Here is a 25,613-nt window from a genome sequence, read left to right on the forward strand (position 1 = left end):
GCTTCGATGACCGCGATGATCGACGTTGCCAATGCCCAGAAGACCTTTACGATGCACTTGCAGGGCGGCATCGAGCTGCCCGTCGTGCGCGGCGTGACCTTCCACGTCAATCCTGGCGAATGCGTCGTCCTCTCCGGGCCGTCAGGCGCCGGCAAATCGTCCATCCTGAAGATGATCTTCGGCAATTACCGCTGCGATAGCGGCCGCATCGGCATCCGCCATCGCGGCGTGGTCATCGACCTTGCCACTGCCGAGCCGCGGCAGATCCTCAATGTGCGGCGTGCCACGATCGGCTATGTCAGCCAGTTCCTGCGGGCGGTGCCGCGCGTTGCCACCATCGACGTCGTCGCCGAGCCGCTGATCGCCGGCGGCATGACACGCGCCGAAGCGCAGCAGCGTGCCGGCGCGCTTCTGCAGCGTCTCAACATCCCCGAGCGGCTCTGGCAGCTGCCGCCCGCCACCTTCTCCGGCGGCGAGCAGCAGCGCGTGAACATCGCGCGCGGTTTCATCTCGGATCTGCCGATCCTGCTGCTGGACGAGCCGACCGCCTCGCTCGATGCAGCCAATCGCGCCGTGGTGGTCGAGTTGGTCGCCGCGAAAAAACGCCAAGGTGTCGCCATGGTCGCCATTGTCCATGACGACGAAATCCGTCATCTGATCGCCGACCGCATCGTCGACGTCACCAGCTTTGCCGCCGCGGCCTGAGGAAATGGAAATGAATGCCAAGCCGAAAGAAGCCGTGATCGGCAATGCCAGGATCGTGCTGGGCGACCGGGTGATCGAGCAGGGGTGGCTTGCTCTTGCCGACGGACGCATCGCCGAAATCGGTGAGGGCAGGGCTCCCGCCGGTGCGGAGGATGCCGGCGGCGATCTGATCATGCCGGGCCTGGTCGAGCTCCACACCGACCATCTCGAAGCGCATTACGTACCGCGGCCGAAAGTGTTCTGGAACCCGGTTGCGGCCGTGGTCTCGTATGACGGCCAGCTCGCGACGTCGGGCATCACAACGGTTTTCGATTCGCTACGGGTCTGGCGCGAGGACGGCGCCGAGGAGGTCGATGGCCGCGCCGGCGTGCTCGCTGCCGCGATCACCACGGCGCGCGAGGCCAGCCTGCTGCGCGCGGACCATTTCCTGCATCTGCGCTGCGAGATCCCGATGCCGAGCGTGGTCGAGGAAGCCAAGGAGCTGATCGACCGCCCCGACGTCAAGCTGATGTCGCTGATGGATCACACGCCGGGACAGCGTCAGTTCCGGGACGAGGTCAAGCTGCGTGACTATTATCGCGGGAAGGGGGGCGGCAAGACCGACGCCGAGCTCGACGAGCTGTTCGCAAAGCGCTTCGAGTACCAGAAGCAATATGCGGCGGCCAACATGCGCCAGATCGTGGCGCTGGCGCACAAGTACAACATTCCGCTGGCAAGCCACGACGACACTACCGAGGAGAACGTCGCCGACGCCGTGCGCGATCGTGTCTCGGTTGCGGAGTTTCCGACGACGCTCGAAGCCGCGCGCGGCCTGCATCAGGCCGGCATCGACATCCTCATGGGTGCCCCCAATGTCGTGCGCGGCGGCTCGCACTCCGGCAACATCGCCGCGGTCGATCTCGCGCGCGAGGGTCTGCTCGACATTCTCTCCTCAGACTACATCCCGTCGAGCCTCCTGATGGCCGCGCTGCAATTGCCGGAGCATGTACCGGCGATCAGCCTTCCCGCGGCGGTGCGCACCGTGACGAAGGCGCCTGCCGAGGCGGTCGGCCTCACCGACCGCGGCGAAGTCGCGATCGGCAAGCGCGCGGACCTGATCCGCGTGCATGTCGCGGGTCACATTCCCGTGGTGCGCAGCGTCTGGCGCGAAGGAAGTCGCGTTGCATGAGCGAGATGGTCGCAACCGCATGGGACGAGGCGGGCGCGATCGGCCCCGGCCGGCTCGTGCTGGTGGTCGGCCCCAGCGGCGCCGGCAAGGATACGTTGCTGCGGCTGGCACAAGCAGCCTGCATCGATGACCCCGATATCGTCTTCCCGCGCCGCGTCGTGACACGAGAGTCCTCCGATGCGGAGGACAATATCGCCGTGAGCCCCGACGAGTTTCGTCGCGCGCGCGAACAGGGCGATTTCGCAGTGTACTGGGACGCCCATGGGCATTCCTACGCGCTGCCGCTCGATATCAACGACGATATCCGCGCGGGGCGCACTGTTGTCGTCAACGTCTCGCGCACCGTGATCGCCGCCTTGCGCCGGGCCTATGTCAATGTCGTCGTGGTCGCGATTACGGCGCCGCCGGACGTGCTGGCGCAGCGGCTTGCCGCCCGTGCCCGGCAAAGCGACGGCAACATCGTCGAGAGGCTGTCGCGCAGTGTCGGCGACGTGCCGGCGCAGGCCGATGTCACCATCCTCAATTCGGGGAGCGCGGACTATCACAGCCGCCAGCTGGTGCGCGCGATCAGGAATGAATGCTGGCAAGAGTAGCCGCCGGTACGACAAGGAGAGAGCGGAATGACGGTGATCGAGACGGTCGAACAGCTGGAAGAGATCTACGGCCCCACCAATGATGCCTCGACCGTGAAAGTCGCCGACCATGTCACTCCGCTCTATCGCATCTTTATCGAGAAGGCGCCGTTCGCCGCGCTCGCGACGATTGGACCCGAAGGTATCGACTGCTCGCCGCGCGGCGATCTTCCCGGCTTCGTCCGCATCCATGATCCCAGGACGCTGATGCTGCCGGACCGTCGCGGCAACAACCGGGTCGATTCCCTGCGCAATATCGTGCGCGACCCGCGCGTGTCGCTGATGTTCCTGATTCCGGGCTCCGGCAATGCGGTCCGTGCCAACGGCCGCGCTTATCTTTCGATCGACCCGGAACTCCTGGCCTTGTTCAAGGTGGAGGGCAAGGCGCCGCGCAGCGTCATGGTGATGAACGTGGAAGAAATCTACTTCCAGTGCGCCCGAGCCATCGTCCGTTCCGACCTCTGGAATCCCGACAAGCGGGTCGATCCGAAGATGTTGCCGACGCCCGGACAGATCCTCGCCGAGATGAGCGAGAACAAGGTCGGCGGGGCGGAGTACGACCGCATCTGGCCGGAACGCGCAGCGGCGACGATGTGGTGAGCCCGCTCGCGCCTTTCCCTCTCCCCGGAGGCGGGGAGCGGTGAGGAGCGCGCGCCCTAATTGAACGCCATCCCGCCGCTCAGCGCGACCGTCTGCCCGGTCATGTAGGCGTTGTCGACCAGCAGCATTACGGCTTTCGCTACCTCCTCGGGCGTCCCGAAGCGGCCGAGCGGGATGCGGCTGACGAGCTGTGGTTGATCGCGCATCATGTCGGTCTCGATCAGTGACGGCGCGACCGCATTGACGGTGATGCTCTCCTTCACGAGGCGGGCCGCATAGCCTCGCGTGAGGCCCTCCATGCCGGCCTTGGATGCGTTGTAGTGGGGCCCGATCGAGCCGGCGCCGCGCGCCGCGCCCGAGGAGATGTTGACGATCCGGCCCCATTTTCGGGCCCGCATCGATGGCAGCACCGCCTGCGTGCAGAGGAAAGCGGATTTCAGGTTGACCAGGATCGTTCGGTCGAAATCCTCCTCCGTGAGATCGTCGATGCCGCGCGGGATGGCGATACCGGCGTTGTTGACGAGGATGTCAATGGGCCCGAGTTCGGCTGTGACGTCCTCCACCATGGCAGCCACTTGCTCGCGCTGCGACACGTCGGCAGTGACGACAATGGCTCGGCCGCGCTGCTTGCCGATCTCGCGGGCCAACTGCCCGGCCTCCTCTATCCGCTCGCGGCAATTGATCGCCACGGCCGCGCCGGCTTCCGCAAACGCGCGACAGACGGCGGCGCCGATCCCGCGTGAACCGCCGGTAACCAGCGCCGTGCGCCCCTTGAGTGTCCCTGACATGAATGCTCCGCTTGATCAGACGAGGCGGGGATCGTCAGGCGGCCGCCGCGCGCATTCAATTCACAAGCTCGCTACACGAGATCAGCCTCTGCGCCTCGCTCTGGTGCGCGCCGCCTTCTTCGCGGCCGCGGAGCGGGACCTGGCTCCCTTGGTGCGGCTCGCCTTTCGGGCTGCGGCCGAACGCGATGCGGCGGTTCGCCGGCTCGCCGCACGCTTGCCTTGCTTCGACAGCGCGCTGCGCGATGCAGTCGAACGTGGCTCTTTCTTCAGAACGTTCGCGACAGCGCGCGATACTTTCGGCCGGCGCTTCGGCGTACGTTTGCCCTGGCCGACCTCGTACGCGTATTTGGCACTGCGGCGCGTTGACTTCTTGGTCCGCCCTTTTCGTGGTGGCGGTAGGTCGACGCCGGCCCGGCGCGCCTCGGAGAGGCCGATGGCAATGGCTTGCTTGGTCGACCGCGCACCATGCTTGCCCTTCCGGATCCTGTCGATCTGGTCCTTGACGAATTCGCCGGCCTGCGTGCTCGCCGATTTGCCAGCGCGTTTGTCCCGCCTGGCTTTGCGAACAACTTCCTGTCTTGGCATGGGTCGAACTCCCCTTCCTAATTCGAGGAATATCTGACCGCAACGCGCAAGACAGAAGATCGATCCGTCTAGCTCCTCAGCGCCGCCAGCAACTCATCCGGACGCTCGGCCATGATCATGTGACCGGCGCCCGGCACGATGACTGTTTTCGCATGCGGGATCGCAGCCGCGAGCGCCTTGCCGGCCTTGGCGGGCGTCATCATGTCCCGCTCGCCGAGGATCAGCGTCGTCGGCACCTTCACGCTCGCGGCGGCTTGAAGTGCGTTCGTATAGGAATTGCACGCGGACAGATCCCTGAACAGCACGCCCGGCTCGCAAGCCTTCAGCACCGCCTGCGCGCTGCCATGCATCCACAGGCCCGGCGCAAGGCTGCCGCCGAGTTCGGCCCTGAAGCCGAGGCCCCAGATCGAGACCATGTCGTTTGCATCCTGTGAGTTGGCTTCGGCGGCCTTGAGCAGATCCGGGCCGACTGTCATGGTCGCGGCGGTGCCGATCAGGCTCAGGGCGGAAACCTTTTCCGGGTGGCGCGCCGCCGTCTCCAGCGAGATCAGCGAGCCCATGGAATGGCCTATCAAATGCGCCTTCGAAGCGCCCGCCGCATCGAGCAGCGCCGCGGTCCAGTCGGCCATCTCGGCGATGCTGCCGAGCGATGGCCCCGCCGAGCGGCCGTGGCCCGGCAGGTCGGGCGCCAGCACGCCAAAGCCGTGATGGGCGAACCAGCGCGTATGCAGCGCCCATGTCGAATGATCGAAGCCGGCGCCGTGGATGAAAACGACCGCAGGCAGCGACTTGTCGAAGTCGCGGCCGCCGGTTGCCGCGAACACTTCAGTGCCGTTGACGGAGAGCTTCATGACGTCAGACCTTTTGCGAGATGCGCAGTGCCTGCGCGAGATCGTCAATGATGTCGCTTGCCGTCTCGATGCCGACCGACAGCCGCACCAGCTCCTCGCCGATGCCGGCGGCCTTGAGCTGCTCGGCGTCCATTTGCTGATGCGTGGTCGATGCGGGGTGGATCACCAGCGTCTTGGCGTCGCCGACATTGGCGAGATGGCTGACCATGCGCAAGCTCTCGATGAACTTGCGGCCCGCCGGCCGGCCGCCCTTAATGCCGAAGGAGATGATTGAGCCGGCGCCGCGCGGCAGGAGTTGTTTCGCGAGTTGGTAGTCCGTGTGCGTCTCCAGCGAGGGATGCAGCACCCAGTCGACCGCCTTATTGGATTTCAGCGCTTCCAGTACGAGATGCGTGTTCTGCATGTGGCGGTCCATGCGTACGGGAAGCGTTTCGATGCCCTGCAACAGCTGGAACGCGTTCGTCGGCGAGAGGCAGGCGCCGAAATCGCGCAGACCCTCGTTGCGCGCGCGCATGATGAAGGCTGCGGTGCCGAACTGCTCGTCGAAGACTATACCGTGGTAGCCGCCATAGGGCTCCGTCAGCACGCCGAACTTGCCTGATGCGCGCCAGTCGAAGCGGCCGCCATCGACGATCGCGCCGCCGATCGCGATGCCGTGGCCGCCGATCCACTTGGTCGCCGAATGCATGACGATGTCGGCCCCTAGCTCGATCGGCCGGCTGAGATAGGGTGTGGCAAAAGTGTTGTCGATCAGCAGCGGGATCTTGGCCTCATGCGCGATCGCCGCGACCTTCGGGATATCGAGCACTTCCAGGCCGGGATTGCCGATCGTCTCGCCGATCACGAGCTTGGTGTTCGGCTTGATCGCCGCGCGGAATGCATCGAGGTCGCGCGGTTTGACGAACGTCGTGGTGATGCCGAAACGCGGCAGCGTATGCGCGAGCAGGTTGATGGTGCCGCCATAGAGCGAACTCGACGCCACGATGTGGTCGCCGGCATTGAGCAGCGTCGCGATGGCCAGATGCAGCGCGGCCATGCCGCTCGCGGTGCAGATCGCGCCGACGCCGCCCTCAAGCGCCGCGATTCGCTCCTCGAGGACGCCCGTAGTCGGATTGGAGATGCGCGTGTAGATGTGCCCGGCGCGCTCCAGGTTGAACAGCGCGGCCGCGTGATCGGAATCCTGGAACACGTAGGACGTGGTCTGGTAGATCGGCACTGCGCGGGCGCCGGTGACGGGATCCGGATGCTGCCCGGCATGCAGGCTCAGGGTCTCGAAGGCAGGCGGCTTTGGCGCGGGCATGCGTGGCCTCGTTGGTCGGTCGGCGATGGGGCGTTGTGCCACAAAACGGAGCGCCGCGTCAGCCCATTGATGGAGAGGGTGCGCTCCCTCTCCCGGCAAACCGGGCGAGGTGAAGCGAACACCGTCTGCGCCTTAGCCTCCGATTGCCTGTTCGATGATCCGCGCCTCCCGCAATAGAACCTCCGCGACCTCCTGTTCGCGCCTTGGCCCGAGCCGTGTTCGCACTGCGGAGACGGTCATGGCCGCGGCGGGGCGGCCGTCGGGGGTCTTGATCCAGGTTGAAATCGACTTCGTGCCCTGCACCAGCCCGATCTCTCGCCTGCCGTATCCCAGCCGTCGTGCGGCGGTCACCTCGCCGAGGACCGTCGCGATGTCGGTTTTGTACGCTTCGAACCTCTTCTCGTTGGCCGCGACGATCCTTCGCGCGTCCTGCGCCGGCATCGCGGCGAGAATGGCGACGCCGGCGCTGGAGACGCCGAGCGGCCTGCGGGCACCGACCTCGATGGACAGCACCTGTATCGGATAGATTCCGATCCGGCGATCCACGCATAGCGTATCGTTGCCGGTCCGCACGGTCAGGAACAGCGTGTCGCCGATCTCGCTGGACGCGCGTTGCAGCGAGGGGTTTGCGGCGATCAGCAATCGCGATGGCCGCGGCCGTGCCAGCGCCAGTTCAGGCACCTGGTTGCCGATCGCGTAGTGGCCGCTCCGCTCGTTTCGCTCGACGATGCCCTCCTCGATCAGCACGTGCACGATGCGATGCACGGTGGGGCGGGTGAGGCCGGTGGCCTGCACCACCTCGGCCAATGGCACACCGGCCTCACGGCCTGCGGCAAGAATGCGCAGCACCGCGAGGGCGCGCCGGATTGCCTGTGCGCCCGAGCGCGGTTCCGATGCACTGTTGCGTGCTGGCCTTCTGGGATTTGCCTTGTCCATAATATGGACAAGAACGCCACAATTCACTCGACAGGACAAGCGCGCATCTGGAGATTGCGCGGCGATCGGGCGCCATGCGCAATGTCAGGCGCTCGAGATGAATTGGAAGCGCCGCCGGGAGGTTAACATGAGATTAATCTGGATTGCCATAGCTGCCGTCACTGCGATGCTGGCGGGACCTGCGTCGGGCCAGGAATGGCCGGCGCGCAACGTCAAGCTGATCGTGCCCTATCCCGCCGGCGGCAACGTCGACAGCGCCGCGCGCATCGTCGCCGATAAGCTCCAGGAAAGGCTCGGCCAGCCCTTTGTCATCGAGAACAAGGCCGGAGCCGGCGGCATGATCGCGGGCGAGGCTTTCGCCAAGTCCGCGCCTGACGGCTACACGCTGTTCGTCGGCGCTAACGGACCGGTGCTGTTTGCGACCGAGATCAACAAGCGCGACGCCTACAACTGGAAGAAGGACTTCCTCCCGATCTCCACGATCTCGATGACGCCGCTGGTGCTCGAGGTTCATCCTTCGGTACAGGCAACGACGCTCAAGGAGTTTCTCGATCTCGCCAAGCGCGAGCCCGGCAAGCTGACCATGGCCTCGCCCGGCCCCGGCACCACCAACCATCTGCTCAGCGAGCTGATGCAGTCGAATCTCGGCCTGCAGTGGGTCACCGCGCACTATCGCGGCAATGCGCCGGCGATCAATGATCTGCTCGGTGGTCAGGTCCAGTTCGCGTTCGACCAGCTCACGGTCAGCCTGCAGCATATCAAGGCCGGCCTGTTCCGTGCGCTCGCCGTCACCAGCCCGCACCGCCTGAAGTCCCTGCCTGATGTGCCGACCTTCGCCGAACTCGGCTACAAGGAATTCGACGGACAGACCTTTACCGGCCTGTTCGCGCCCGCGGGCACGCCGGCTCCCATCGTCGACAAGCTGCACGAGACGCTGGTCGCGATCCTCAAGGACCCCGCCGTGATCGACAAGTTCGAGAAGCTCGGTGGCGAAGCCACGCCGATGACGCCAGCCGAATTCAAGGCCTATCTCGAACGCGAGGACGCCAAGTGGATTCCCGTGGTGCGCAAGGCCAACATCAGGGCGGACTGATCGATGCGGATCGATCCCACCGAGCTCGGCGCGGAGCGCATCTACCGGCTGATGACCGGCATCGTGGTGCCGCGCCCGATCGCGTGGGTGACGAGCCTGTCCAGCAAGGGCGTGCTCAATCTCGCGCCCTTCAGCGCCTTCACCTTCGTCTCGCAGAAGCCGCCGATGCTCGCGATCAGCGTCGGCCGCAAGGGCGCCAATTACAAGGACACCGCGCACAACATCCTCGACACCGGGGAGTATGTCATCCACATCGCCGACACGCCTCTGATGAATGCGGTGCACGACAGCTCGGTCGAGCACCCGCCTGAAATCAGCGAGGTCGAGCATCTCGGGCTCGAAACGCTGCCCTGCGATCTCGTCAAGGTGCGCCGGCTTGCCGCCGCACCGATCGCGATGGAATGCCGCTTCCGGCAGTGCCTCGAATTCGGCGAGGCCAAGAGCCGGCTCATCGTCGGTGAGGTCGTGATGTTCCATTTGCGCGACGGCCTCGTGAACGACGGCAAGGTCGAGACCAAGGCGCTCGATCCGATCGCACGCATCGGCGGCCCGCGCTACGCGCGGCTCGGCGAGATCGTGACGCTCAACACCGTCTTCCAGACTCCCAAATCGAAAGACTGAATGCGCGGGTCTGTCTTGGGCCCCGCTGCCTCACGATCATTGGAGGAATACAATGCGACTCCTGAGCTATCTCCTGGACGGAGAGCCGCGCTATGGCGCGGCCGTCGAAGGCGGCGTGGTCGATCTGACCAAACGCATCGGCCGTGACTTTTGCGACCTGAAGGCGCTGATCGCGGCGAATGCGCTTGGCGATGCGCAGGAAGCGGTCGCCGGACAGAAGCCCGATTACGCGCTGGACAAGCTCGTCCTGCTGCCGCCGGTACTGGCGCCGGAAAAGCTCTGGTGCATCGGCGTCAACTATGCCGAGCGCAATGCGGAATACAAAGACAATTCGGACCTGCCCAAATATCCCAGCCTGTTCGTGCGCAGCATGTCCTCCATGACGGGCTCCGGCCAGCCGTTGGAGAAACCCAAAGTCTCGGATCAGCTCGACTATGAAGGCGAGCTCGTCATCGTGATCGGGCAGGGCGGCCGCCACATCCCGCGAGAGAAAGCATGGTCGCACATTTTCGGCATGACGCTGTGCAACGAGGGCACGATCCGCGACTGGCTGCGCCACGGCAAGTTCAACGTCACGCAGGGCAAGAATTTCGACCGCTCCGGCAGCATCGGTCCCTGGATCGTCACCGCGGACGAGCTCGACCCGCGCGGCCCCCACGACATCGTCACGCGTGTCAACGGCGAGGTACGGCAGCAGGACACGACCGAGCGGCTGATGTTCCCGTTCGATCTCCTGATCTCCTATCTCTCAACATTCGCGACGCTGAAGCCCGGCGACATGATCGTGACGGGTACGCCGACTGGGGCCGGCGCGCGCTTTGATCCGCCGCGCTGGCTCAAGGCTGGCGACGTCGTCGAGGTCGAATCCAGCCGCATCGGCGTGCTGCGCAACACCGTTGCCGCGGAGCAATAGGCCATGCTGGACGCTGCCACGATCGAACGTCTCGCCGCCCGGCTTGACGAGGCCGAACGCACCAAGACGCTGATCCCGATGTTCTCGAAGGAATATCCGGATTTCAGCATCGAGGATGCCTACGCCGTCCAGCGCGCCTGGACCAAGCTGCAGCTCGGCCGCGGCCGGATCATCAAGGGGCACAAGATCGGCCTGACCTCGAAGGCGATGCAGAACGCGGTCGGCATCAGCGAGCCCGATTACGGCGTGCTGTTCGCGGATATGTTCTATGCCGACGCGACGCCTGTTCCGTTCGACCGCTTTCACGCGCCGCGCATCGAGGTCGAGCTCGCCTTCGTGCTGAAGGCACCTCTGCGCGGGCCCGATTGCACCATCTTCGATGTGCTGAACGCCACCGACTACGTCACCCCCGCGCTGGAGATTCTGGAGACGCGCATGCACCGCGTCGATCCGGAGACAGGGAAGACCCGCAAGGTCATGGACACGATCTCGGACAACGCGGCCAACGCCGCGCTGGTGCTCGGCGGAAGGCCGATCCGCCCGATGGATGCGGACCTGCGCTGGATCGGAGCGCTGCTGTTCCGCAACGGCGAGGTCGAGGAGACCGGGCTTGCCGCCGGCGTGCTCAATCATCCGGCGAATGGCATCGCCTGGCTCGCTAATCGCCTCGCGCCGCATGACGAGCATCTGGCGGCCGGCGAGGTCGTGCTGGCGGGCTCGTTCACCCGGCCCGTCGACATCCGCCGCGGTGATACCTTCCATGCCGACTACGGCGCCTTCGGCTCGGTGTCGTGCCAGTTCGTCTGACCCAATAACAGGAGGGAGCGTATCATGAGTGCTCACACGCGGCGCAGGAGCATCCACATCGGCGGCTTCAAGCACGTCAACCCCATTCCGAACGCCTGCCGCATCGGCAATCTCGTGATGTCCGGCGTCATTCTTGGCCGCGATCCCGCGACCAACACGATGCCCGAGAGTCTCGACGCGCAATGCGCCAACATGTTCGCGCATATGAAGGCGACGGTTGAGGCCGCCGGCGGCACCACCGACGACATCATCAAAATGACGGTGTGGCTGAAGGACCGCGGGAATCGCGGTCCCGTCAACGTCGAATGGCTCAAGATGTTTCCGGACGAGCATTCCCGGCCCGCGCGCCACGCGCTGCCGATGGACAAGATGGATGGCGGCGCGCTGGTGCAGTGCGACTTCACCGCCGTGATCGACTGAAGGAGCTTTGGGCATGCCGACCTATCTGCCGTTCGATCCCAATCCGCGCCGTCCCAGCAAGGCGCCGCCGCCGAAGACCGTCGACAGCCAGTTTCACGTGCTGGGTCCGATCGAGAGATATCCGGAGCGTCCCGGCGCCGCCTATCGGATGCCGACGGCGACCTGGGAGGCGGCGCTGCGCATGCACAAGGCGCTCGGCATCGAGCGCGGCATCATCGTGCAGACCACGACGTACGGCGCCGACCACGCCGTCGTGCTCGACGGCCTCGCAGCGATGGGCCCGAACTATCGCGGCTGCGCCAACGCGCTGGTGTTCGCCGAAGCGAGCGATTCCTATCTCGCCAAGCTGGACGATGCCGGCGTGCGCGGCGCGCGCTTCAGCTTCCGCCAGGAGCTCGGCGCCGTACTATCGGATGCCGATTTCGCCCGCGCCATTGCGCGCATCCGCGAGCTCGGCTGGTACGTCAAGATCCAGCCGGAGAAGGACGGCATCATGTCGAGCGTTGCCAAGTACGAGGATCTCGACGTGCCCGTGCTGATCGACCACATGGCGCGCCCGGATCCCGAAGCCGGCAAGAACGATCCGAATTTGCGCAAGATGCTGGAGCTGCTCGGCAAGGGCAATTTCTGGGTGATGCTGTCGCTCGGCGAAAAGACCTCGAAGACCGGTGCACCCTATGACGACGTGATCCCGATCGCGCGCGCCTACATCGAGGCCGCTCCCGACCGCTGCGTCTGGGCCAGCGACTGGCCGCATCCGGTATCGGTCAAGCAGCCGCCGAACGATGCCGACCTGCTCGAGCTGATGTACCGCTACGCGCCGGACCAGGCGGAGCTGGAAAAGATCCTGGTGCACAATCCGGCCAAGTTGTTCGGGTTTGCGGACTAGAAGGTTCTAAGCGCACCTTCATCGCCGCAACAATCGGCCTCACATCGGCTGCTTCGCCAGCCGGTCCCGCACCTCGGCCGCGATCTCGAACGAGCGCAGCCGCGCGGCGTGGTCGTAGATTTGCCCCGTCGTCATCAATTCGTCCGCGCCGGTCTCGGCAATCAGCGCCCTCAGCTTCTCTTCCACGACGGCGGGTGAGCCCACCGCGGAGCACGACAGCGCTTGCGCAACGCCGGCCTTTTCCGCGGGCGACCACAGCGCGTCCATGTCGTCCACCGGGGGCGGCAGCGGCCCCGGCGTGCCGCGGCGCAGGTTGATGAACTGCTGCTGCAGCGATGAGAACATCCGCTGCGCCTCGACCTCGCTGTCGGCCGCGAACACGTTGACGCCGATCATCGCATGGGGCTTGTCGAGCTGCGCCGACGGCTCGAAGCGCGCGCGATATTCGCGCAGCGCCGGCATCATCATCTGCGGGGCGAAATGCGAGGCGAACGCGAAGGGCAGACCCAGCATCGAGGCGAGCTGCGCGCCGAAGGTGCTGGAGCCAAGGATCCACAGCGGCACCTTCGTTCCCATGCCTGGCACCGCGCGGATCGTCTGGTTCGGCTGCACGTCGCCGAGCAGGGCCTGCAATTCCAGCACGTCGTGCGGAAAGTTCTCGGACGTGGTGGCGAGATCGCGCCGCAGCGCCCGGGCCGTGAACTGGTCGGTGCCCGGCGCGCGGCCGAGCCCGAGATCGATCCGCCCGGGATAAAGCGACTCCAGCGTGCCGAACTGCTCGGCGATGACCAGCGGGGAATGGTTCGGCAGCATGATGCCGCCGGAGCCGACCCGGATCGTCTTCGTCCCGCCCGCAACATGGCCGATCACCACAGACGTCGCCGCGCTCGCGATTCCGGTCATGTTGTGGTGCTCGGCGAGCCAGAACCGCTTGTAGCCCCACTTCTCGGCATGCTGCGCGAGATCGAGCGAGTTACGGAACGCCTGGGCGGCATCGCCGCCCTGGCGGATCGGCGCGAGGTCGAGGATGGAGAAGGGGATCATGTGAGGGGACCTGTGAAGGGACGTACTGCGCGCGAGACCTCACATATAGGAGGCCGACGGCGGGAATGCTGCACGAACTCTGCTGCGCGATCCGGATCTTGATGGCGCCGCGTGTCCTCTGAGCTGTTCAAGCAGCCCGCACCCCGGTTCACAACACTGTTATTGCGACCTGTGGCGCCCCTGATCTCGATTGGGCGTTTCTCGCCTGTTGTTGTAACTTGCCGGACAGCAGAGCTGCCAGGAGGAACCGACATGAGCACGGTCGCAATCAACCGCCGGAGCCTGCTCGCCGCTGGCGGGTCCGTCCTCGCAACCGGAGTTTTGACTTCGGGCGTTTCCGGGTTGCTGCTGCCGGCACGTGCGGCAGGCCTCGCACCGACCGAAACGATGTCGGGCGGGGCGAACAACTATCGAAAGGGCGCGCCGGTCGTGGAGCGGATTGGCAAGGGCGGCTTCTGGATGAGCGGCACCGTCCGCCGCGCCGGCGACGGCGCGCCGCTCGCCGGGCAGCGCATCCAGATCTGGGCGCACACGGTCGAAGGCCAGGAGCACGAGCCGCAGAGCCACGGGGCCACGCTCACCGACAAGGACGGCAAGTTCCGGCTCGAGATGCCGCAGATCATTCCCGTTTTCGGCCAGCCGCACGGCCATCTCGCCTATGACAGCGGCGAGTTCAAGACCGTGTTCCTGCGGCCGGTGATGCGAAGCGCCAAGGAAACCAGCCTCGAAGCGCACTTCGTGCTTCAGCCGGCCTGACCGGGCCGGCGCATGACGGGGTGGAGATCGGTGCGGGTGGTCCTGATCTGGGCGGCCCTTGCCTTGGCGATTGGCGTGCCGATTGCCGCTGCTGCAGGCAGCGAGCTGCTCGCATGGCGCGGTCCGATCTATATCCTCGCCGGGTTCGCCGGGATCGTTGCGCTTGGGCTTGTGCTTCTTCAGCCGCTGCTGATCGGCGGCTATCTGCCGGGCCTGTCGGCCTATCGCGGGCGGCGCGCGCACCACTGGATCGGCGGCGCGCTGGTGGTGGCGGTCGTTATCCACGTCGCCGGCCTCTGGTTCACCAGCCCGCCCGACATGATCGATGCCCTGACCTACGCATCGCCGACGCCATTCTCGCCTTTCGGCGTGACCGCGATGTGGGCGATCTTCGTCGTCGCGCTGCTGGCTTCCCTGCGCCGGTGGTTGGGATTGCGCCTGCGAACGTGGCGCTTCATTCACATGCCGCTGGCGATCGTCATCGTCACGGGGAGCGTGGTCCATTGCCTCCTCATCGAGGGGACGATGGAGAGGATCTCAAAGGCGGCCCTGTGCGTGCTGGTACTCGCGGCAACCGTGAAGGTCATGATTGACCTGCAGGTGTGGCGAAAGCGAAGGACGCTGCGCGGGGAGAGTCCAGCGCAGCAGTAGGCTGGTTGCTACGAGCTGCTTGCCGCAGTCGGGGACGGGGCGTAATTTCGCACCATGACGCTCACGGCTCCCGATCTGAAAGCGTTCCTGCTCGCGACGCCGTTCTTCGGCGGCCTGTCGGACGGAAGCCTCGACCTGCTGATATCGATGCTGGCCGAACGCCGGTTCGAGGCCGGCGACACCGTCGTGGCGGAAGGCGAGCCGGGACGATCGATGTTCATCGTCAAATCCGGCCGGCTCGCGGTGAGCAAGAGGACGAGTGCGGGTCGCGTCATCCCGCTGTCCGTTCTGCAGCCTGGTGATTTCTTCGGCGAGATGACGCTGATCGAAATGCAGAACCGCTCCGCCACGGTGGTCGCGGAAGCGCCGACGGTGCTGTACGAGCTGACCGCCAAGAATCTCTACGCCTGCTACAAGACGGACATCCACGCCTATGTGATCGTCCTGCAGAACATCAACCGCGAACTTTGCCGGCGGCTGCGAAGGGCGGACAATCGCCTCACCAGTCGCCAGGCAGGGAACGACAATTGATCATGCGTAGGATGGTCGAAGCCTTGCGAACCCATCATGTCTGGTCATCGCGCAAGGGACTTGTTGGGTTCGCTTCGCGCTCCCTGTCCTGCGAACTGAGATGGCTAGAGCAGCGCCATCGAGTGCAGTGAGTTTCTATGAAAGCCGAAGGCAACGAGGCTGGAGAGAAGCAACACGATTCCAGTCACGATCAGGAAAAACGCAAACACTGTCGGAGCCTCTGGTTCATCATCCGCGGCGAGGACCATAATAGATAAAATTTTACCGACAATCGAAAGGAAGTATTAACCTTACCTGCGGGACCCGATCGCGAACCGTCGGGCAAACACCCCGCCTTCCGCAAAACCTCTTCCTGCACAATATTCGGCTCTGTCGAAATTCTGATTTACAGCATTATTCCGCCTTCCCGGCCCGAGGAGAGCGGCGATCGTACGTCGCAACGAACGTGGACGCGGCTGAGTCTGGCACGGCAAGGCAAGGTAGGACCAGAGCGGTTGAACTCGTGAGGTCCCTCTCGGTGTGACGAACGGGGCTGCCGCGTACGGCCAAGCCGTGTCGTTCCGGCTGTGGTTGTTACAGCCAAGCCTTCGCGAAGATGCACCGGCCGACCGGACGCGCGGCATCGGTTTTCGCGAGGTGACGGCCAGAAGGAACTCCGGGGAGAGCATGCATAGGCCGTCAACCCATCGCGCAGGGAAGGCCGAGTGTTTTTCCGGTCCAGCTGTTTTCCGCCTGCGCATTGCGTATGCGATTTTTTCCGCGCGAGCGGACCATCGGTCCCAGCCGGCCCCCGGCCCTGCCTGCGCTCGCTTCAGAAGCGAGGGCGAAAGAGAGCAGCAAGATTCGGGCGCTTCGCGCCGCGAAAGCGCTGCTTCATGTGGGAGAGAGGAACGACCGGGCGCTCTCGCCTCGCCGATGTCGCTTGTCTCAGCGACGTGCGGCGATCGCCGTCAGCTCCAGCCTGACGCCGGGGCCGAGATCCGCAACGCCAATGGCGGCACGCGCCGGCAGATGGTCCGCGGTGAAATAGCGCTTCCACACCTGGTTGAACGCCACCTTGTCGGCGAGATCGGCCATGAAGACGGTTACCTGCAGAACGCCGGAAAGATCCGAGCCCGCTCCCTCGAGCAGGGTCTTCAACTGGCGCAGCACATCGTCGGCTTGGCCCGCCATGTCGAGCCCGGTGTCCTCGGGGACGATGCCGCCGAGATAGAGCACGCCGTTATGCTCGACGATCTCGTGGAGCAGTCCTTCATAGGGCAGGGAGCGTTTGATCACGATGCATCCGTGGATGTTGCAGGTTCACTGACCAGGCGAAGGGCTCGCTTGAAGGGGGAAAGATGGTGCTGCCAGACAGGATTGAACTGTCGACCTCTCCATTACCAATGGAGTGCTCTACCACTGAGCTACGGCAGCATGTGCTGGTGAAGAATCGGGCGCCCGAGGGGGCCTACCAAGCGGGCCGATATCTGCCACAAGCCCCCCTCCTGCGCAAGCTTGCAAGCTCCGTCAAATCGAGAAAATCGGGTCGATATCCGGGCCAAAATGCCCATTTCCGCGCGAAACCATCAGCTTTCCCCCGATTTCGGGCCGACCTCCCCGGCCAATTGGCCAGTTGCTCCGGACGTCGGACTTGCCTCATTTCGCGTTTCGCACGATCGCATCGCGGCCGCCTCTTGAGCTGCCATAGTTCGGTGGCATCCTGCTCCAGATCCCATGAATGGACCTTTGATGACGGACCAGGACGACAAGAGCGCGGGGCAGGCGAGGGCATCGCGGGACGATCGCCTGAAATCGGCGCTGCGCGAGAACCTGAAGCGGCGGAAGGTGCAGGCACGCGAACGTGCCGCGATGACCGGGGCCTTGGAGAACGACGACGGTTCCCTAGATGAGGGGACCGCCGGCGAGACCTGAAGTTGAACGCCGGCGGCTGAAATCTGGAGTGCATATGGTGGCGATCGGGCAGGACGAACCGCAAAGAACCGAAAGCGACGTGCTGATGTCCCGGTTCACCCGGCCAGAACAGACGTTTCCAAACCTGACACCCGCCGAGATCGAGCGCATCAGGCCGTTCGGCGAAATCCGCACCTATGCGGATGGCGCGTTCCTGTTCGAGACCGGCAAGCCCGGCCCCGGGATGTTCGTCGTGCTGAAGGGCCATGTCGCCATCACCCAGCGCGACGGGCTCGGTCATGTCACACCGGTGATCGACCAGGGGCCCGGGCAATTCGTGGCCGAACTCAGCCAGCTCTCAGGCCACCCGGCGCTGGTCGACGGCCGCGCCGAGGGCGAGGTCGAGACTCTGCTGTTGCCGCCGGACCGGCTGCGCGCGCTGCTGGTCGCCGAAGCCGAACTCGGTGAGCGCATCATGCGCGCGCTGATCCTGCGCCGGGTCAATCTGATCCAGGGCGGCGTCGGCGGTCCTGTGCTGTTCGGCCCGTCGAACTCCGCCGGCGTGGTGCGGTTGCAGGGCTTCCTCACCCGCAACGGTCAGCCGCATCATCTGCTTGATCCCGAGCGCGATCGCGACGCCGCCGAGCTCATTGCGCGCTATTCGCCGCAGCCCGAGGACTGGCCGTTGGTCGTCACCGCTGACGGCGCCGTGCTGCGCAACCCCGATGAGACCGAGCTTGCGCGCGCCATCGGCATGATCGGCGGGCCGAAGGGCGACCGCATCTACGACGTTGCCGTCGTCGGCTGCGGACCCGCGGGGCTCGCCACCGCGGTGTATGCCGCGTCCGAAGGGCTGTCGGTCGCCGTGCTCGACACCCGCGCCTTCGGCGGTCAGGCCGGCGCCAGCGCGCGCATCGAGAACTATCTGGGTTTTCCGACCGGCATTTCCGGTCAGGCGCTGACCGCGCGCGCCTTCACCCAGGCGCAGAAGTTCGGCGCCGACATCATGATTCCCGTCACGGTGAAGTCGCTCGACTGCACGCGCAAGGACGGCGCGTTTTCGGTCGCGCTCGAAGGCAGCGACCCCTTGCGCTCGCGTTCGGTCGTCGTTGCGAGCGGCGCGCGCTATCGCCGGCCTGATATCGCGAACCTCGACAAGTTCGAGGGACGCGGCGTCTGGTACTGGGCCTCGCCAGTCGAGGCGCGGCTCTGCGCAGGCGAAGAGGTCGCTCTGGTCGGCGCCGGCAATTCGGCCGGCCAGGCCGCCGTGTTCCTGTCGGGTCATGCCAAACGCGTGCTGATGATCATCCGCGGCGGCGGCCTGGGTGCCAGCATGTCGCGCTATCTCATCGAGCGCATCGAAGCGACCCCGAACATTGAATTGATGTTCAACACCGAGATCACCGCGCTCGAAGGCGATGAGGCTTCGCTGCTGCGTCGGATCCGCTGGAAGAGCCGGTTGTCGGATGACGAAGACTCAGCCGACATCCGCAATCTCTTTCTGTTCGTCGGCGCCGATCCCGCCACCAACTGGCTCGACGGCTGCGGCGTGACGCTCGATCGCGGCGGCTTCGTCGTGACCGGCGCGCAGTCCGAGCAGAACCAGGGCAAGCTGGTGGCGCCGCTGGAAACCTCCGTGCCCGGCGTCTACGCCGTCGGCGACGTCCGCTCCGGCTCGGTCAAGCGCGTCGGTGGGGCCATCGGGGAGGGCGCCCAAGTCGTGGCCTCCCTGCATGGCTATCTCGGCGACGCCGCAAAGCCGGCGCTTTAGGCAAGGACAAGACAAGCGAATGGCAAGTCGAATGAGGCTTGCCATCTCGCCGCATCCTGCCGACTATCCCCTCATCCCGAGGAGCCGCGAAGCGGCGTCTCGAAGGATAAAGGCCCGGGTGCATCTGGGCCGTTCATGGTTCGAGACGGCGCTCACGCGCCTCCTCACCATGAGGATCTACCAGCAAAAAAACCAACGGGAGGACCAAATGGCTGAAGTCGTCGTGCTCTACAAAACACCCAAGGATGCTGCCGCCTTCGACAAGCACTACGCCGAAACGCACATCCCGCTCGCGAAGAAGCTTCCAGGCCTGAAGAAATACGCCGTCAGCAAGGGACCGGTTTCATCTCCCGCAGGTCCCTCCGGAATTCATCTCGTCGCCGTCCTAACGTTCGACAGCGTCGCCGACATCCAGGCGGCATTCGGCAGCCCGGAAGGCAAGGCGACCGGCGCCGACGTGCCGAAATTCGCCAGCGGCGGCGCCGACATCTTGATCTTCGACACCAAGGAAGTGTGAGAGATCGATCCAACTTTCGTCGAAAGCCTGCCGTCGTTTGTGACAGCGGTGCAAAAAAATCAGTCATGCGTTTGTCGTTCGCAGGACGGCGCATGGCTGCGCTCATGCATGTGACGACAACGCATGTAGCAATCCGATGAGGACCGTAATACCATCCTCCGCATCTCGATGGAGACGAGGAGAAATGTGATGGTCCTTGGGTTGAGCCTGCCTGCTCTTACGCTGATCCATGTCGTCATCAGCCTGATCGCCATCGTTGCCGGCCTGGTCGTGATGTTCGGCCTGCTCGGCTCGAAGCCCATGCCGGGCCTCACTGCGAACTTCCTGCTGTTCACCATCCTCACCAGCGCGACCGGTTTCCTGTTTCCATTCAAGGAGCTGCTGCCCTCGCACATCATCGGCATCATCTCGCTGGTGCTGCTCGCGGTCGCCTGCGTCGCTCTCTACGGCATGAAGCTCAAAGGCGTCTGGCGTCCGGTCTATATCGTGACCGCGATGATCTCGCTCTACTTCAACGTCTTCGTGCTGGTGATCCAATCGTTCCTGAAGGTGCCGGCGCTCGCCGCGCTCGCACCGGCCGTAGCGCCGGCGCCGCCCTCCGGTCCCGTGTTCGCCGTCGTGCAGGGCATCGTGCTGGTGTTCTTCGTCGTGCTCACAATAGGTGCGTGGCGCCGCTTCAGGCCGATGGCGTTTGCCTGATCACACGATTCTCAACGTCCCCTCGTGATGCGGGCCATCGCATTCGGGATCCCGCGCAACTAACTGCGGATCGCCGGCGCGAGCTCGTCCTCGCCTCATGCAACTGATCTTCATCGAAAGAGAGACATCCATGCCCACCATCACCACCAAAGACGGCGTCGAGATCTTCTACAAGGACTGGGGATCGGGCCAGCCGATCGTGTTCAGCCATGGCTGGCCGCTGTCGTCGGACGATTGGGACGCGCAGATGATGTACTTCGTTACGCGCGGCTATCGCGTCATCGCCCATGACCGCCGGGGCCACGGCCGCTCGGCGCAGGTCGCCGACGGTCACGACATGGATCATTATGCCGACGATCTCGCTGCGCTCACTGCACATCTCGATCTCAACAATGCCATCCATGTCGGGCATTCCACCGGCGGCGGCGAAGTCGTGCACTACATCGCCCGCCACGGCGAGAGCCGGGTGGCGAAGGCCGCGATCCTCTCGGCGGTGCCGCCGCTGATGGTGCAGACCGCTGCCAATCCGGGCGGTTTGCCGAAGAGCGTGTTCGACGATTTCCAGGCCCAGCTCGCGGCCGGCCGCTCGGCCTTCTATCGCGACATCGCCGCCGGCCCGTTCTACGGCTACAATCGCCCCGGCGTAAGACCACTCGAAGCGGTGATCCAGAATTGGTGGCGCCAGGGCATGATGGGCGGCGCCAAGGCGCATTACGACGGCATCGTGGCGTTCTCGCAGACCGATTTCACCGAGGACCTCAAGAAGATCAACGTGCCCGTGCTGGTGATGCACGGCGATGACGACCAGATCGTGCCTTACGCCGATTCCGCCCCGCTGTCGGCCAAGCTGCTGAAGAAGGGTATCCTGAAAACCTACAAGGGCTTCCCGCACGGCATGCCGACTACGCACGCCGAAACCATCAACGCCGATCTCCTGGCGTTCTTCAAGGAGTGAGAGACCTCACTTCAATATTGCCTTGATCGCATCGAAGGTGCGCTAGACGAAAGCTTCCGGCTTCTCTCGCGCACCTTCGCCGCTCCAGCTCTCGCTGCGACGCGCATCCTCGATGATCGTCGTTTCGAAGTGGCGCTCCAGGAACAGCGCCGGCGCTGTGCGGCTCAGCCGCTCGCAAGTTTTCTGCAATTTCCGCTGGCGCAAGCCGGGGTCGTCGTGGGCTTTTGCCCCTGCCGGCAATGGCTTGGCGTGATTCCTGACCGATCTCCCGACGACCTTGGAAGCCTTCAAATCGTTTCCGGCTCTTGCAAATTTGCACTCAGTGCACATTTAGATCCGTCGCGGGCGTTTTCGCCTCGTGAAAGCCGCGGGAGGCATGGCATGATCGACTGGACCACGGCAGGCATCCCCACGCTCGGCGGCATGACCGCCGTCGTGACCGGAGCGACGGGCGGGCTCGGTTACGAGACGGCGATGGCGCTCGCTGGCGCCGGTGCCATCGTCATACTCACCGGACGCAACGACGCAAAGGGCCTGCAGGCGATCGAAGGCATTTGCGAGCGGTTTCCCGACGCGCTGATCGCCTACGAGCATCTCGACCTCGCAAGCCTTGCCTCGATCGCCGATTTTGCCCGGCGCTTTGCTGCCGACAACGAACGGCTCGATCTCCTCGTCAACAATGCCGGCGTGATGGCCGTGCCGAAGCGGCAGCAGACGGAGGATGGATTCGAGATGCAGCTCGGCATCAATTATCTCGGTCATTACGCCCTGACGGCGCGGCTGCTGCCGCAGCTTCGCCGCGCCATTGCGCCCCGCGTCGTCAATCTCTCCAGCCTTGCGCACCGCGCCGGTGCGATCAATTTCGAGGATCTGCAAGGCAAGCACTGCTATCGTCCGTGGCGCGCCTACTGCCAGTCCAAGCTGGCGATGCTGATGTTTGCGCTGGAGCTCCAACGTCGCAGCGTCGCCGCCGGCTGGGGTCTGATGAGCCTTGCTGCTCATCCCGGCTACGCGCGGACTGACCTCATTGCGAACGGGCCGGGTGCCAACACGTTCCAAGGGCGGGTCGGCCGGCTGCTGCAGCCTTTGATCAGCCAGTCCGCTGCCGAAGGCGCGCTGCCCACGCTGTTCGCCGCGACCTCCCCTGACGCTGAGCCGGGTGGCTACTACGGTCCAAGCGGGTTTTGCGAATTGAAGGGGATCCCGGGGCCGGCAAGGATCATGCCGCAGGCGGAGGATCTCGCGGTGGCGGCCATGCTGTGGGATGCCTCGGCGACCTTGACCGGTCTATCCTTCGATGAGATCGCGGCGGCCGCGTGAGCGGCGAATCCCAGGGGCATCCCGATGCGAGTCATGATCTTCGGCGCGACCGGCATGGTCGGGCAGGGCGTTTTGCGCGAATGTCTCGTCGATCCGGGCATCGATCATGTGCTCGTGGTCGGCCGCAGCCCGACCGGTGTGCGGAACGCCAAGCTCACGGAGATCATCCACGATGACTTCCTGAATTATTCCGCGATCGAAGGCAGGCTCACCGGCTACGACGCCTGCTTTTTCTGCCTCGGCGTCTCCTCGATCGGCATGAGCGAGGAGCGCTACCGCCACCTTACCTACGACCTCACGCTCGCGGCGGCCACGATGCTGGCACGGCTCAATCCGCGGATGATTTTCACCTATGTCACCGGCGCCGGCACCGATTCCACGGAGCAGGGCTCGCGGATGTGGGCGCGGATCAAGGGCAAGACCGAGAACGACCTTCTCAAACTGCCGTTCAAAGCCGCCTACATGTTTCGCCCCGCAGCGATCCAGCCCCTGCACGGCGCCCGGTCCAAGACCGCCTGGGTGCAGGCCGTCTATGCCGTGAGCGGACCGCTCTGGTCGGTGCTGCGCCGGATATCGCCGCGGCTTGTGACCTCGACCGAGCAGATCGGCCGAGCCATGATCCGCGTGGCCAGAGAGGGGTATCCGCGCAAGGTGCTGGAGGTGGAGGATATCAATAGCCTCTAGGGCGTCGGGCCGCTAGTTTGGACGGAAATTTCGGGGCCTACGCGCGTTGAGCCCCATCCCACAAGGAGAAGCGCCGGCGATGTCGCCCCAGCTCAAACTGATCGCGCTCGATGCCGACGATCTCGCCGTGATCTCGACCCATGTCCAGGATGCCCGCGTCCAGACGTCCGACATCATCTGGCGGCAGAGCGAGAAGCGGCTCGTGGTCGGAATGAGCCGGCTGGACTGGGAGCAGACATTGGAGGGCGAGGCCGAGCCGCGAAGGCTGGTCGCCGCGCTCCGTTTCGACCGTGTGCTCGCCTGCAAGTCGCGCAACATCGATCTCGCCGCGCCGGACAAGGTGCTGGACCTCGTCGGGATCGAATTTCACCCCCAGAACGGGCGTCACGAGGAGCCCAGCGGCAGCGCCCTGCTTTTGTTCGCCGAGGGCGGCGCCATCCGCCTCGACGTCGAATGCCTGGAATGCGAGCTGACCGACCTCGGAGCGGACGCGCTGGGGACGGGACCGGGCATCGAGGAATGAGGCGGTATGCCAGCGCCCGGTAGACCGGTGTCCTTCCGGCGGCCCGCCGGTACGACATCTCGCAAGGGTTGACGGCGGGGGGCCGCCGCGCCATTGAGCAGGGGGTTGGTGCGCCGATCCGCCCTCCAAGACCAGCTGGAAGCCAAGCGAAATATGCCCGTTCGCCTCGACCGCAGCAGCGACGATTTTGACCAGCGATTCGCCGCCTTCCTCGGCGCCAAGCGCGAGGCTTCGGCCGATGTCGAGGCTGCCGCGCGGGTGATCGTCGACGACGTCGCCAAGCGTGGCGATGCGGCCCTGCTCGAAGCCACGGCAAAGTTCGACCGCTTGAAGCTGGATGCCGGGGGCTTGCGCGTTTCCGCAGCCCAGATCGAGGACGCCGTGAAGGCCTGCGAGGCGGCGACGCTGGATGCGCTCAAGCTCGCGCGGGATCGCATAGAGACCTATCACCGCCGTCAGCTTCCGAAGGACGAGCGCTTCACCGACCCGCTCGGCGTCGAGCTCGGCTGGCGCTACACCGCGATCGAATCCGCCGGCCTCTATGTGCCGGGCGGCACCGCGGCCTATCCATCCTCCGTGCTGATGAATGCGGTGCCCGCAAAAGTGGCCGGCGTGTCGCGTCTGGTGATGGTGGTGCCTTCGCCCGACGGCAAGCTCAATCCCCTGGTGCTGGCGGCCGCGCATCTCGGGGGCGTCACCGAGATCTACCGCGTCGGCGGCGCGCAGGCGATCGCCGCGCTCGCGCACGGCACAGCGACCATCGCGCCGGTCGCAAAGATCGTCGGCCCCGGCAACGCCTATGTCGCCGCCGCCAAGCGGCTGGTGTTCGGCAAGGTCGGCATCGACATGATCGCCGGCCCCTCGGAGGTGCTCGTGATCGCCGACGACACCGGCAATGCCGACTGGATCGCCGCCGACCTGCTGGCGCAGGCCGAGCACGATGCCAGTGCACAATCGATCCTGATCACGGACTCCGCGCGCCTTGCCGCCGATGTCGAGAAGGCGGTCGAAGCGCAATTGAAGACGTTGCCGCGCGCCGCGATCGCGGGCGCCTCCTGGGCAGAGTTCGGCGCGGTCATCTTGGTGAAGAACCTCGGCGAGGCGATCCCGCTCGCGGACGCCATCGCGGCCGAGCATCTCGAGATCATGACTGACGATCCCGATGCGCTCGCCGCGAAGATACGCAATGCGGGTGCCGTCTTCCTTGGTCCCCATACGCCCGAGGCGATCGGCGATTATGTCGGCGGCTCCAATCACGTGCTGCCGACGGCCCGCTCGGCGCGATTTTCCTCAGGGCTCTCGGTGCACGATTTCATAAAGCGCACCTCGATCCTGAAATGCGGCCCAGATCAATTGCGTGCGCTGGGCCCGGCCGCGATGACGCTCGGCAAGGCGGAGGGGCTGGACGCCCATTCGCGTTCGATTGGATTGCGCCTCAATCTGTCATGACAAAGCCGCCCGTACAGGACGACTCGACCAACCGCATCGTCGGCGTCACGCTCGACGAGGAATCGATCGGCCGTTCCGGGCCTGACATCGAGCATGAGCGCGCGATCGCGATCTACGATCTGATCGAGCAGAACCTGTTCGCGCCCGAGGGCGCGGAGGGAAAGGGCCCGTTCACGCTGCATATCGGCATCACCGGCAACCGGCTGATGTTCGACATCCGCCGCGAGGACGGCACGCCCGTGGTCGCGCATCTCTTGTCGCTGACGCCGTTCCGGCGGATCGTGAAGGATTATTTCATGATCTGCGACAGCTATTATCAGGCGATCCGCACCGCGACCCCGGACAAGATCGAGGCCATCGACATGGGCCGCCGCGGCATCCATGACGAGGGATCGCGCACGCTCCAGGAACGGCTGAAGGGCAAGGTGCGGGTCGATTTCGAGACCTCGCGGCGGCTGTTCACGCTCATCACCGTCCTTCATTGGAAAGGCTGATCGCGCATGATCCCGAAA

The 25,613-nt window shown here is 65.0% G+C and carries 31 protein-coding genes and 1 tRNA gene; 23 read left to right on the forward strand and 9 right to left on the reverse strand.

What is annotated here, in order from left to right; translation table 11 throughout:
- The first annotated feature begins 6 nt into the window (after window positions 1-6).
- The 4 genes from phnL to K408_RS0113840 are packed head-to-tail and all read left to right on the forward strand — an operon-like array spanning window position 7 to window position 3,105.
- Window positions 7-705, forward strand: coding sequence for a phosphonate C-P lyase system protein PhnL (gene phnL / locus K408_RS0113825; RefSeq protein WP_024339075.1), 699 nt, complete (start codon window positions 7-9; stop codon window positions 703-705).
- Window positions 706-715: 10 nt separating this feature from the next.
- Window positions 716-1,873, forward strand: coding sequence for an alpha-D-ribose 1-methylphosphonate 5-triphosphate diphosphatase (locus tag K408_RS0113830; RefSeq protein ID WP_024339074.1), 1,158 nt, complete (start codon window positions 716-718; stop codon window positions 1,871-1,873).
- The gene (gene phnN, locus K408_RS0113835; protein ID WP_024339073.1) at window positions 1,870-2,466 is read left to right on the forward strand and encodes a phosphonate metabolism protein/1,5-bisphosphokinase (PRPP-forming) PhnN; all 597 of its coding nucleotides are present in this window, start codon (window positions 1,870-1,872) and stop codon (window positions 2,464-2,466) included. The genes K408_RS0113830 and phnN overlap by 4 nt, the downstream gene beginning before the upstream one ends.
- 27 nt (window positions 2,467-2,493) lie before the next feature.
- A complete protein-coding gene (locus K408_RS0113840) occupies window positions 2,494-3,105 on the forward strand; it encodes a pyridoxamine 5'-phosphate oxidase family protein (protein ID WP_024339072.1) in 612 nt (203 codons plus the stop codon).
- A gap of 56 nt (window positions 3,106-3,161) precedes the next feature.
- On the opposite strand, the gene K408_RS0113845 is transcribed toward K408_RS0113840, so the two are convergent.
- The 5 genes from K408_RS0113845 to K408_RS0113865 form a co-directional block, all read right to left on the reverse strand.
- A complete protein-coding gene (locus K408_RS0113845; RefSeq protein WP_024339071.1) occupies window positions 3,162-3,893 on the reverse strand; it encodes an SDR family NAD(P)-dependent oxidoreductase in 732 nt (243 codons plus the stop codon).
- An 81-nt stretch (window positions 3,894-3,974) separates the two neighbouring features.
- Window positions 3,975-4,478 carry a DUF6496 domain-containing protein gene (locus K408_RS0113850; RefSeq protein WP_024339070.1) on the reverse strand — a complete coding sequence of 168 codons (504 nt, stop codon included), beginning with the start codon at window positions 4,476-4,478 and terminating at the stop codon, window positions 3,975-3,977.
- A 68-nt stretch (window positions 4,479-4,546) separates the two neighbouring features.
- Window positions 4,547-5,329: an alpha/beta fold hydrolase gene (locus tag K408_RS0113855; protein WP_024339069.1), complete on the reverse strand. Its 783-nt coding sequence runs from the start codon at window positions 5,327-5,329 to the stop codon at window positions 4,547-4,549.
- Window positions 5,330-5,333: 4 nt separating this feature from the next.
- Window positions 5,334-6,629: an O-acetylhomoserine aminocarboxypropyltransferase gene (locus K408_RS0113860; protein ID WP_024339068.1), complete on the reverse strand. Its 1,296-nt coding sequence runs from the start codon at window positions 6,627-6,629 to the stop codon at window positions 5,334-5,336.
- 132 nt (window positions 6,630-6,761) lie between these two features.
- Window positions 6,762-7,565: an IclR family transcriptional regulator gene (locus K408_RS0113865; RefSeq protein WP_024339067.1), complete on the reverse strand. Its 804-nt coding sequence runs from the start codon at window positions 7,563-7,565 to the stop codon at window positions 6,762-6,764.
- Between the two features lie 127 nt (window positions 7,566-7,692).
- On the opposite strand from K408_RS0113865, the gene K408_RS0113870 reads away from it, so the two are divergent.
- Genes K408_RS0113870 through K408_RS0113895 form a run of 6 tightly spaced genes read left to right on the forward strand, consistent with a single transcriptional unit; the run spans window position 7,693 to window position 12,308 of the window.
- On the forward strand, window positions 7,693-8,658 hold the full coding sequence (locus K408_RS0113870) for a Bug family tripartite tricarboxylate transporter substrate binding protein (protein WP_024339066.1): 966 nt from the start codon (window positions 7,693-7,695) through the stop codon (window positions 8,656-8,658).
- A gap of 3 nt (window positions 8,659-8,661) precedes the next feature.
- Window positions 8,662-9,279: a flavin reductase family protein gene (locus K408_RS0113875; protein WP_024339065.1), complete on the forward strand. Its 618-nt coding sequence runs from the start codon at window positions 8,662-8,664 to the stop codon at window positions 9,277-9,279.
- A 52-nt stretch (window positions 9,280-9,331) separates the two neighbouring features.
- Window positions 9,332-10,192, forward strand: coding sequence for a fumarylacetoacetate hydrolase family protein (locus K408_RS0113880; protein ID WP_024339064.1), 861 nt, complete (start codon window positions 9,332-9,334; stop codon window positions 10,190-10,192).
- A 3-nt stretch (window positions 10,193-10,195) separates the two neighbouring features.
- Window positions 10,196-10,999 carry a 2-oxo-hept-4-ene-1,7-dioate hydratase gene (hpaH, locus tag K408_RS0113885; protein ID WP_024339063.1) on the forward strand — a complete coding sequence of 268 codons (804 nt, stop codon included), beginning with the start codon at window positions 10,196-10,198 and terminating at the stop codon, window positions 10,997-10,999.
- A gap of 24 nt (window positions 11,000-11,023) precedes the next feature.
- The gene (locus K408_RS0113890) at window positions 11,024-11,419 is read left to right on the forward strand and encodes a RidA family protein (RefSeq protein WP_024339062.1); all 396 of its coding nucleotides are present in this window, start codon (window positions 11,024-11,026) and stop codon (window positions 11,417-11,419) included.
- Window positions 11,420-11,432: 13 nt separating this feature from the next.
- Window positions 11,433-12,308, forward strand: coding sequence for an amidohydrolase family protein (locus tag K408_RS0113895; protein ID WP_024339061.1), 876 nt, complete (start codon window positions 11,433-11,435; stop codon window positions 12,306-12,308).
- 39 nt (window positions 12,309-12,347) lie between these two features.
- Here K408_RS0113895 and K408_RS0113900 read toward each other — a convergent pair whose 3' ends face one another.
- Window positions 12,348-13,352, reverse strand: coding sequence for an LLM class flavin-dependent oxidoreductase (locus K408_RS0113900; RefSeq protein ID WP_024339060.1), 1,005 nt, complete (start codon window positions 13,350-13,352; stop codon window positions 12,348-12,350).
- Between the two features lie 252 nt (window positions 13,353-13,604).
- Between K408_RS0113900 and K408_RS0113905 the strand changes: the two genes are divergently transcribed.
- From K408_RS0113905 to K408_RS0113915, 3 genes are read left to right on the forward strand one after another with little or no spacing between them, the layout of a single operon-like run.
- On the forward strand, window positions 13,605-14,108 hold the full coding sequence (locus K408_RS0113905; protein ID WP_024339059.1) for a peptidase associated/transthyretin-like domain-containing protein: 504 nt from the start codon (window positions 13,605-13,607) through the stop codon (window positions 14,106-14,108).
- A 12-nt stretch (window positions 14,109-14,120) separates the two neighbouring features.
- Complete coding sequence (locus K408_RS0113910; protein WP_024339058.1) at window positions 14,121-14,759, forward strand: ferric reductase-like transmembrane domain-containing protein; 639 nt, start codon at window positions 14,121-14,123, stop codon at window positions 14,757-14,759.
- A 54-nt stretch (window positions 14,760-14,813) separates the two neighbouring features.
- The gene (locus K408_RS0113915) at window positions 14,814-15,290 is read left to right on the forward strand and encodes a cyclic nucleotide-binding domain-containing protein (RefSeq protein WP_024339057.1); all 477 of its coding nucleotides are present in this window, start codon (window positions 14,814-14,816) and stop codon (window positions 15,288-15,290) included.
- A gap of 927 nt (window positions 15,291-16,217) precedes the next feature.
- Here the strand turns inward: K408_RS0113915 and K408_RS0113925 are convergent.
- Both K408_RS0113925 and K408_RS0113930 read right to left on the reverse strand, forming a co-directional pair.
- A complete protein-coding gene (locus K408_RS0113925) occupies window positions 16,218-16,568 on the reverse strand; it encodes a RidA family protein (RefSeq protein WP_024339056.1) in 351 nt (116 codons plus the stop codon).
- A gap of 63 nt (window positions 16,569-16,631) precedes the next feature.
- Window positions 16,632-16,706: transfer RNA gene (locus K408_RS0113930), tRNA-Thr, on the reverse strand.
- A gap of 315 nt (window positions 16,707-17,021) precedes the next feature.
- On the opposite strand from K408_RS0113930, the gene K408_RS0113935 reads away from it, so the two are divergent.
- The 5 genes from K408_RS0113935 (at window position 17,022) to K408_RS0113955 (ending at window position 21,125) form a co-directional block, all read left to right on the forward strand.
- Window positions 17,022-17,204, forward strand: coding sequence for a hypothetical protein (locus tag K408_RS0113935; protein ID WP_024339055.1), 183 nt, complete (start codon window positions 17,022-17,024; stop codon window positions 17,202-17,204).
- 34 nt (window positions 17,205-17,238) lie between these two features.
- Window positions 17,239-18,954 (forward strand): FAD-dependent oxidoreductase, encoded by a 1,716-nt coding sequence (locus tag K408_RS0113940; protein WP_029674042.1) that lies wholly within the window; start codon window positions 17,239-17,241, stop codon window positions 18,952-18,954.
- Window positions 18,955-19,162: 208 nt separating this feature from the next.
- Entirely contained in the window at window positions 19,163-19,471 is a 309-nt protein-coding gene (locus K408_RS0113945; protein ID WP_024339053.1) for an EthD family reductase, read from the forward strand.
- A 189-nt stretch (window positions 19,472-19,660) separates the two neighbouring features.
- Complete coding sequence (locus K408_RS0113950; protein WP_024339052.1) at window positions 19,661-20,170, forward strand: hypothetical protein; 510 nt, start codon at window positions 19,661-19,663, stop codon at window positions 20,168-20,170.
- 130 nt (window positions 20,171-20,300) lie between these two features.
- On the forward strand, window positions 20,301-21,125 hold the full coding sequence (locus K408_RS0113955) for an alpha/beta fold hydrolase (RefSeq protein ID WP_024339051.1): 825 nt from the start codon (window positions 20,301-20,303) through the stop codon (window positions 21,123-21,125).
- Between the two features lie 42 nt (window positions 21,126-21,167).
- Here the strand turns inward: K408_RS0113955 and K408_RS38040 are convergent, their stop codons facing one another.
- The gene (locus K408_RS38040) at window positions 21,168-21,416 is read right to left on the reverse strand and encodes a hypothetical protein (protein ID WP_035698078.1); all 249 of its coding nucleotides are present in this window, start codon (window positions 21,414-21,416) and stop codon (window positions 21,168-21,170) included.
- A gap of 90 nt (window positions 21,417-21,506) precedes the next feature.
- On the opposite strand from K408_RS38040, the gene K408_RS0113965 reads away from it, so the two are divergent.
- From K408_RS0113965 to K408_RS0113985, 5 genes are all read left to right on the forward strand, one after another.
- The gene (locus K408_RS0113965) at window positions 21,507-22,445 is read left to right on the forward strand and encodes an SDR family oxidoreductase (RefSeq protein ID WP_024339050.1); all 939 of its coding nucleotides are present in this window, start codon (window positions 21,507-21,509) and stop codon (window positions 22,443-22,445) included.
- 24 nt (window positions 22,446-22,469) lie between these two features.
- Window positions 22,470-23,129, forward strand: coding sequence for a Rossmann-fold NAD(P)-binding domain-containing protein (locus K408_RS0113970; RefSeq protein ID WP_024339049.1), 660 nt, complete (start codon window positions 22,470-22,472; stop codon window positions 23,127-23,129).
- Between the two features lie 79 nt (window positions 23,130-23,208).
- Complete coding sequence (locus K408_RS0113975; RefSeq protein WP_024339048.1) at window positions 23,209-23,652, forward strand: DUF2948 family protein; 444 nt, start codon at window positions 23,209-23,211, stop codon at window positions 23,650-23,652.
- A gap of 153 nt (window positions 23,653-23,805) precedes the next feature.
- Window positions 23,806-25,101, forward strand: coding sequence for a histidinol dehydrogenase (gene hisD / locus K408_RS0113980; protein WP_024339047.1), 1,296 nt, complete (start codon window positions 23,806-23,808; stop codon window positions 25,099-25,101).
- On the forward strand, window positions 25,098-25,595 hold the full coding sequence (locus tag K408_RS0113985; RefSeq protein ID WP_024339046.1) for a UPF0262 family protein: 498 nt from the start codon (window positions 25,098-25,100) through the stop codon (window positions 25,593-25,595). The genes hisD and K408_RS0113985 overlap by 4 nt, the downstream gene beginning before the upstream one ends.
- The last annotated feature ends 18 nt before the right edge of the window (window positions 25,596-25,613 follow it).

This window comes from Bradyrhizobium sp. in8p8, assembly GCF_000426845.1.
GTDB classification, from domain to species: domain Bacteria; phylum Pseudomonadota; class Alphaproteobacteria; order Rhizobiales; family Xanthobacteraceae; genus Bradyrhizobium; species Bradyrhizobium japonicum_C.

Coding starts and splice junctions, on each gene's coding strand:
- K408_RS0113970 (WP_024339049.1), top strand. CDS start 22,470: ATGCGAGTCATGATCTTCGGCGCGACCGGCATGGTCGGGCAGGGCGTT.
- K408_RS0113870 (WP_024339066.1), top strand. CDS start 7,693: ATGAGATTAATCTGGATTGCCATAGCTGCCGTCACTGCGATGCTGGCG.
- K408_RS0113905 (WP_024339059.1), top strand. CDS start 13,605: ATGAGCACGGTCGCAATCAACCGCCGGAGCCTGCTCGCCGCTGGCGGG.
- K408_RS0113900 (WP_024339060.1), bottom strand. CDS start 13,352: ATGATCCCCTTCTCCATCCTCGACCTCGCGCCGATCCGCCAGGGCGGC.
- K408_RS0113945 (WP_024339053.1), top strand. CDS start 19,163: ATGGCTGAAGTCGTCGTGCTCTACAAAACACCCAAGGATGCTGCCGCC.
- K408_RS0113875 (WP_024339065.1), top strand. CDS start 8,662: ATGCGGATCGATCCCACCGAGCTCGGCGCGGAGCGCATCTACCGGCTG.
- K408_RS0113855 (WP_024339069.1), bottom strand. CDS start 5,329: ATGAAGCTCTCCGTCAACGGCACTGAAGTGTTCGCGGCAACCGGCGGC.
- hpaH (WP_024339063.1), top strand. CDS start 10,196: ATGCTGGACGCTGCCACGATCGAACGTCTCGCCGCCCGGCTTGACGAG.
- phnN (WP_024339073.1), top strand. CDS start 1,870: ATGAGCGAGATGGTCGCAACCGCATGGGACGAGGCGGGCGCGATCGGC.
- K408_RS0113940 (WP_029674042.1), top strand. CDS start 17,239: ATGGTGGCGATCGGGCAGGACGAACCGCAAAGAACCGAAAGCGACGTG.
- K408_RS0113955 (WP_024339051.1), top strand. CDS start 20,301: ATGCCCACCATCACCACCAAAGACGGCGTCGAGATCTTCTACAAGGAC.
- K408_RS0113850 (WP_024339070.1), bottom strand. CDS start 4,478: ATGCCAAGACAGGAAGTTGTTCGCAAAGCCAGGCGGGACAAACGCGCT.
- K408_RS0113950 (WP_024339052.1), top strand. CDS start 19,661: ATGGTCCTTGGGTTGAGCCTGCCTGCTCTTACGCTGATCCATGTCGTC.
- phnL (WP_024339075.1), top strand. CDS start 7: ATGACCGCGATGATCGACGTTGCCAATGCCCAGAAGACCTTTACGATG.
- K408_RS0113985 (WP_024339046.1), top strand. CDS start 25,098: ATGACAAAGCCGCCCGTACAGGACGACTCGACCAACCGCATCGTCGGC.
- K408_RS0113935 (WP_024339055.1), top strand. CDS start 17,022: ATGACGGACCAGGACGACAAGAGCGCGGGGCAGGCGAGGGCATCGCGG.
- K408_RS0113865 (WP_024339067.1), bottom strand. CDS start 7,565: ATGGACAAGGCAAATCCCAGAAGGCCAGCACGCAACAGTGCATCGGAA.
- K408_RS0113860 (WP_024339068.1), bottom strand. CDS start 6,629: ATGCCCGCGCCAAAGCCGCCTGCCTTCGAGACCCTGAGCCTGCATGCC.
- K408_RS0113890 (WP_024339062.1), top strand. CDS start 11,024: ATGAGTGCTCACACGCGGCGCAGGAGCATCCACATCGGCGGCTTCAAG.
- K408_RS0113840 (WP_024339072.1), top strand. CDS start 2,494: ATGACGGTGATCGAGACGGTCGAACAGCTGGAAGAGATCTACGGCCCC.
- K408_RS0113915 (WP_024339057.1), top strand. CDS start 14,814: ATGACGCTCACGGCTCCCGATCTGAAAGCGTTCCTGCTCGCGACGCCG.
- hisD (WP_024339047.1), top strand. CDS start 23,806: ATGCCCGTTCGCCTCGACCGCAGCAGCGACGATTTTGACCAGCGATTC.
- K408_RS0113910 (WP_024339058.1), top strand. CDS start 14,121: ATGACGGGGTGGAGATCGGTGCGGGTGGTCCTGATCTGGGCGGCCCTT.
- K408_RS0113975 (WP_024339048.1), top strand. CDS start 23,209: ATGTCGCCCCAGCTCAAACTGATCGCGCTCGATGCCGACGATCTCGCC.
- K408_RS0113830 (WP_024339074.1), top strand. CDS start 716: ATGAATGCCAAGCCGAAAGAAGCCGTGATCGGCAATGCCAGGATCGTG.
- K408_RS0113965 (WP_024339050.1), top strand. CDS start 21,507: ATGATCGACTGGACCACGGCAGGCATCCCCACGCTCGGCGGCATGACC.
- K408_RS0113845 (WP_024339071.1), bottom strand. CDS start 3,893: ATGTCAGGGACACTCAAGGGGCGCACGGCGCTGGTTACCGGCGGTTCA.
- K408_RS0113895 (WP_024339061.1), top strand. CDS start 11,433: ATGCCGACCTATCTGCCGTTCGATCCCAATCCGCGCCGTCCCAGCAAG.
- K408_RS0113880 (WP_024339064.1), top strand. CDS start 9,332: ATGCGACTCCTGAGCTATCTCCTGGACGGAGAGCCGCGCTATGGCGCG.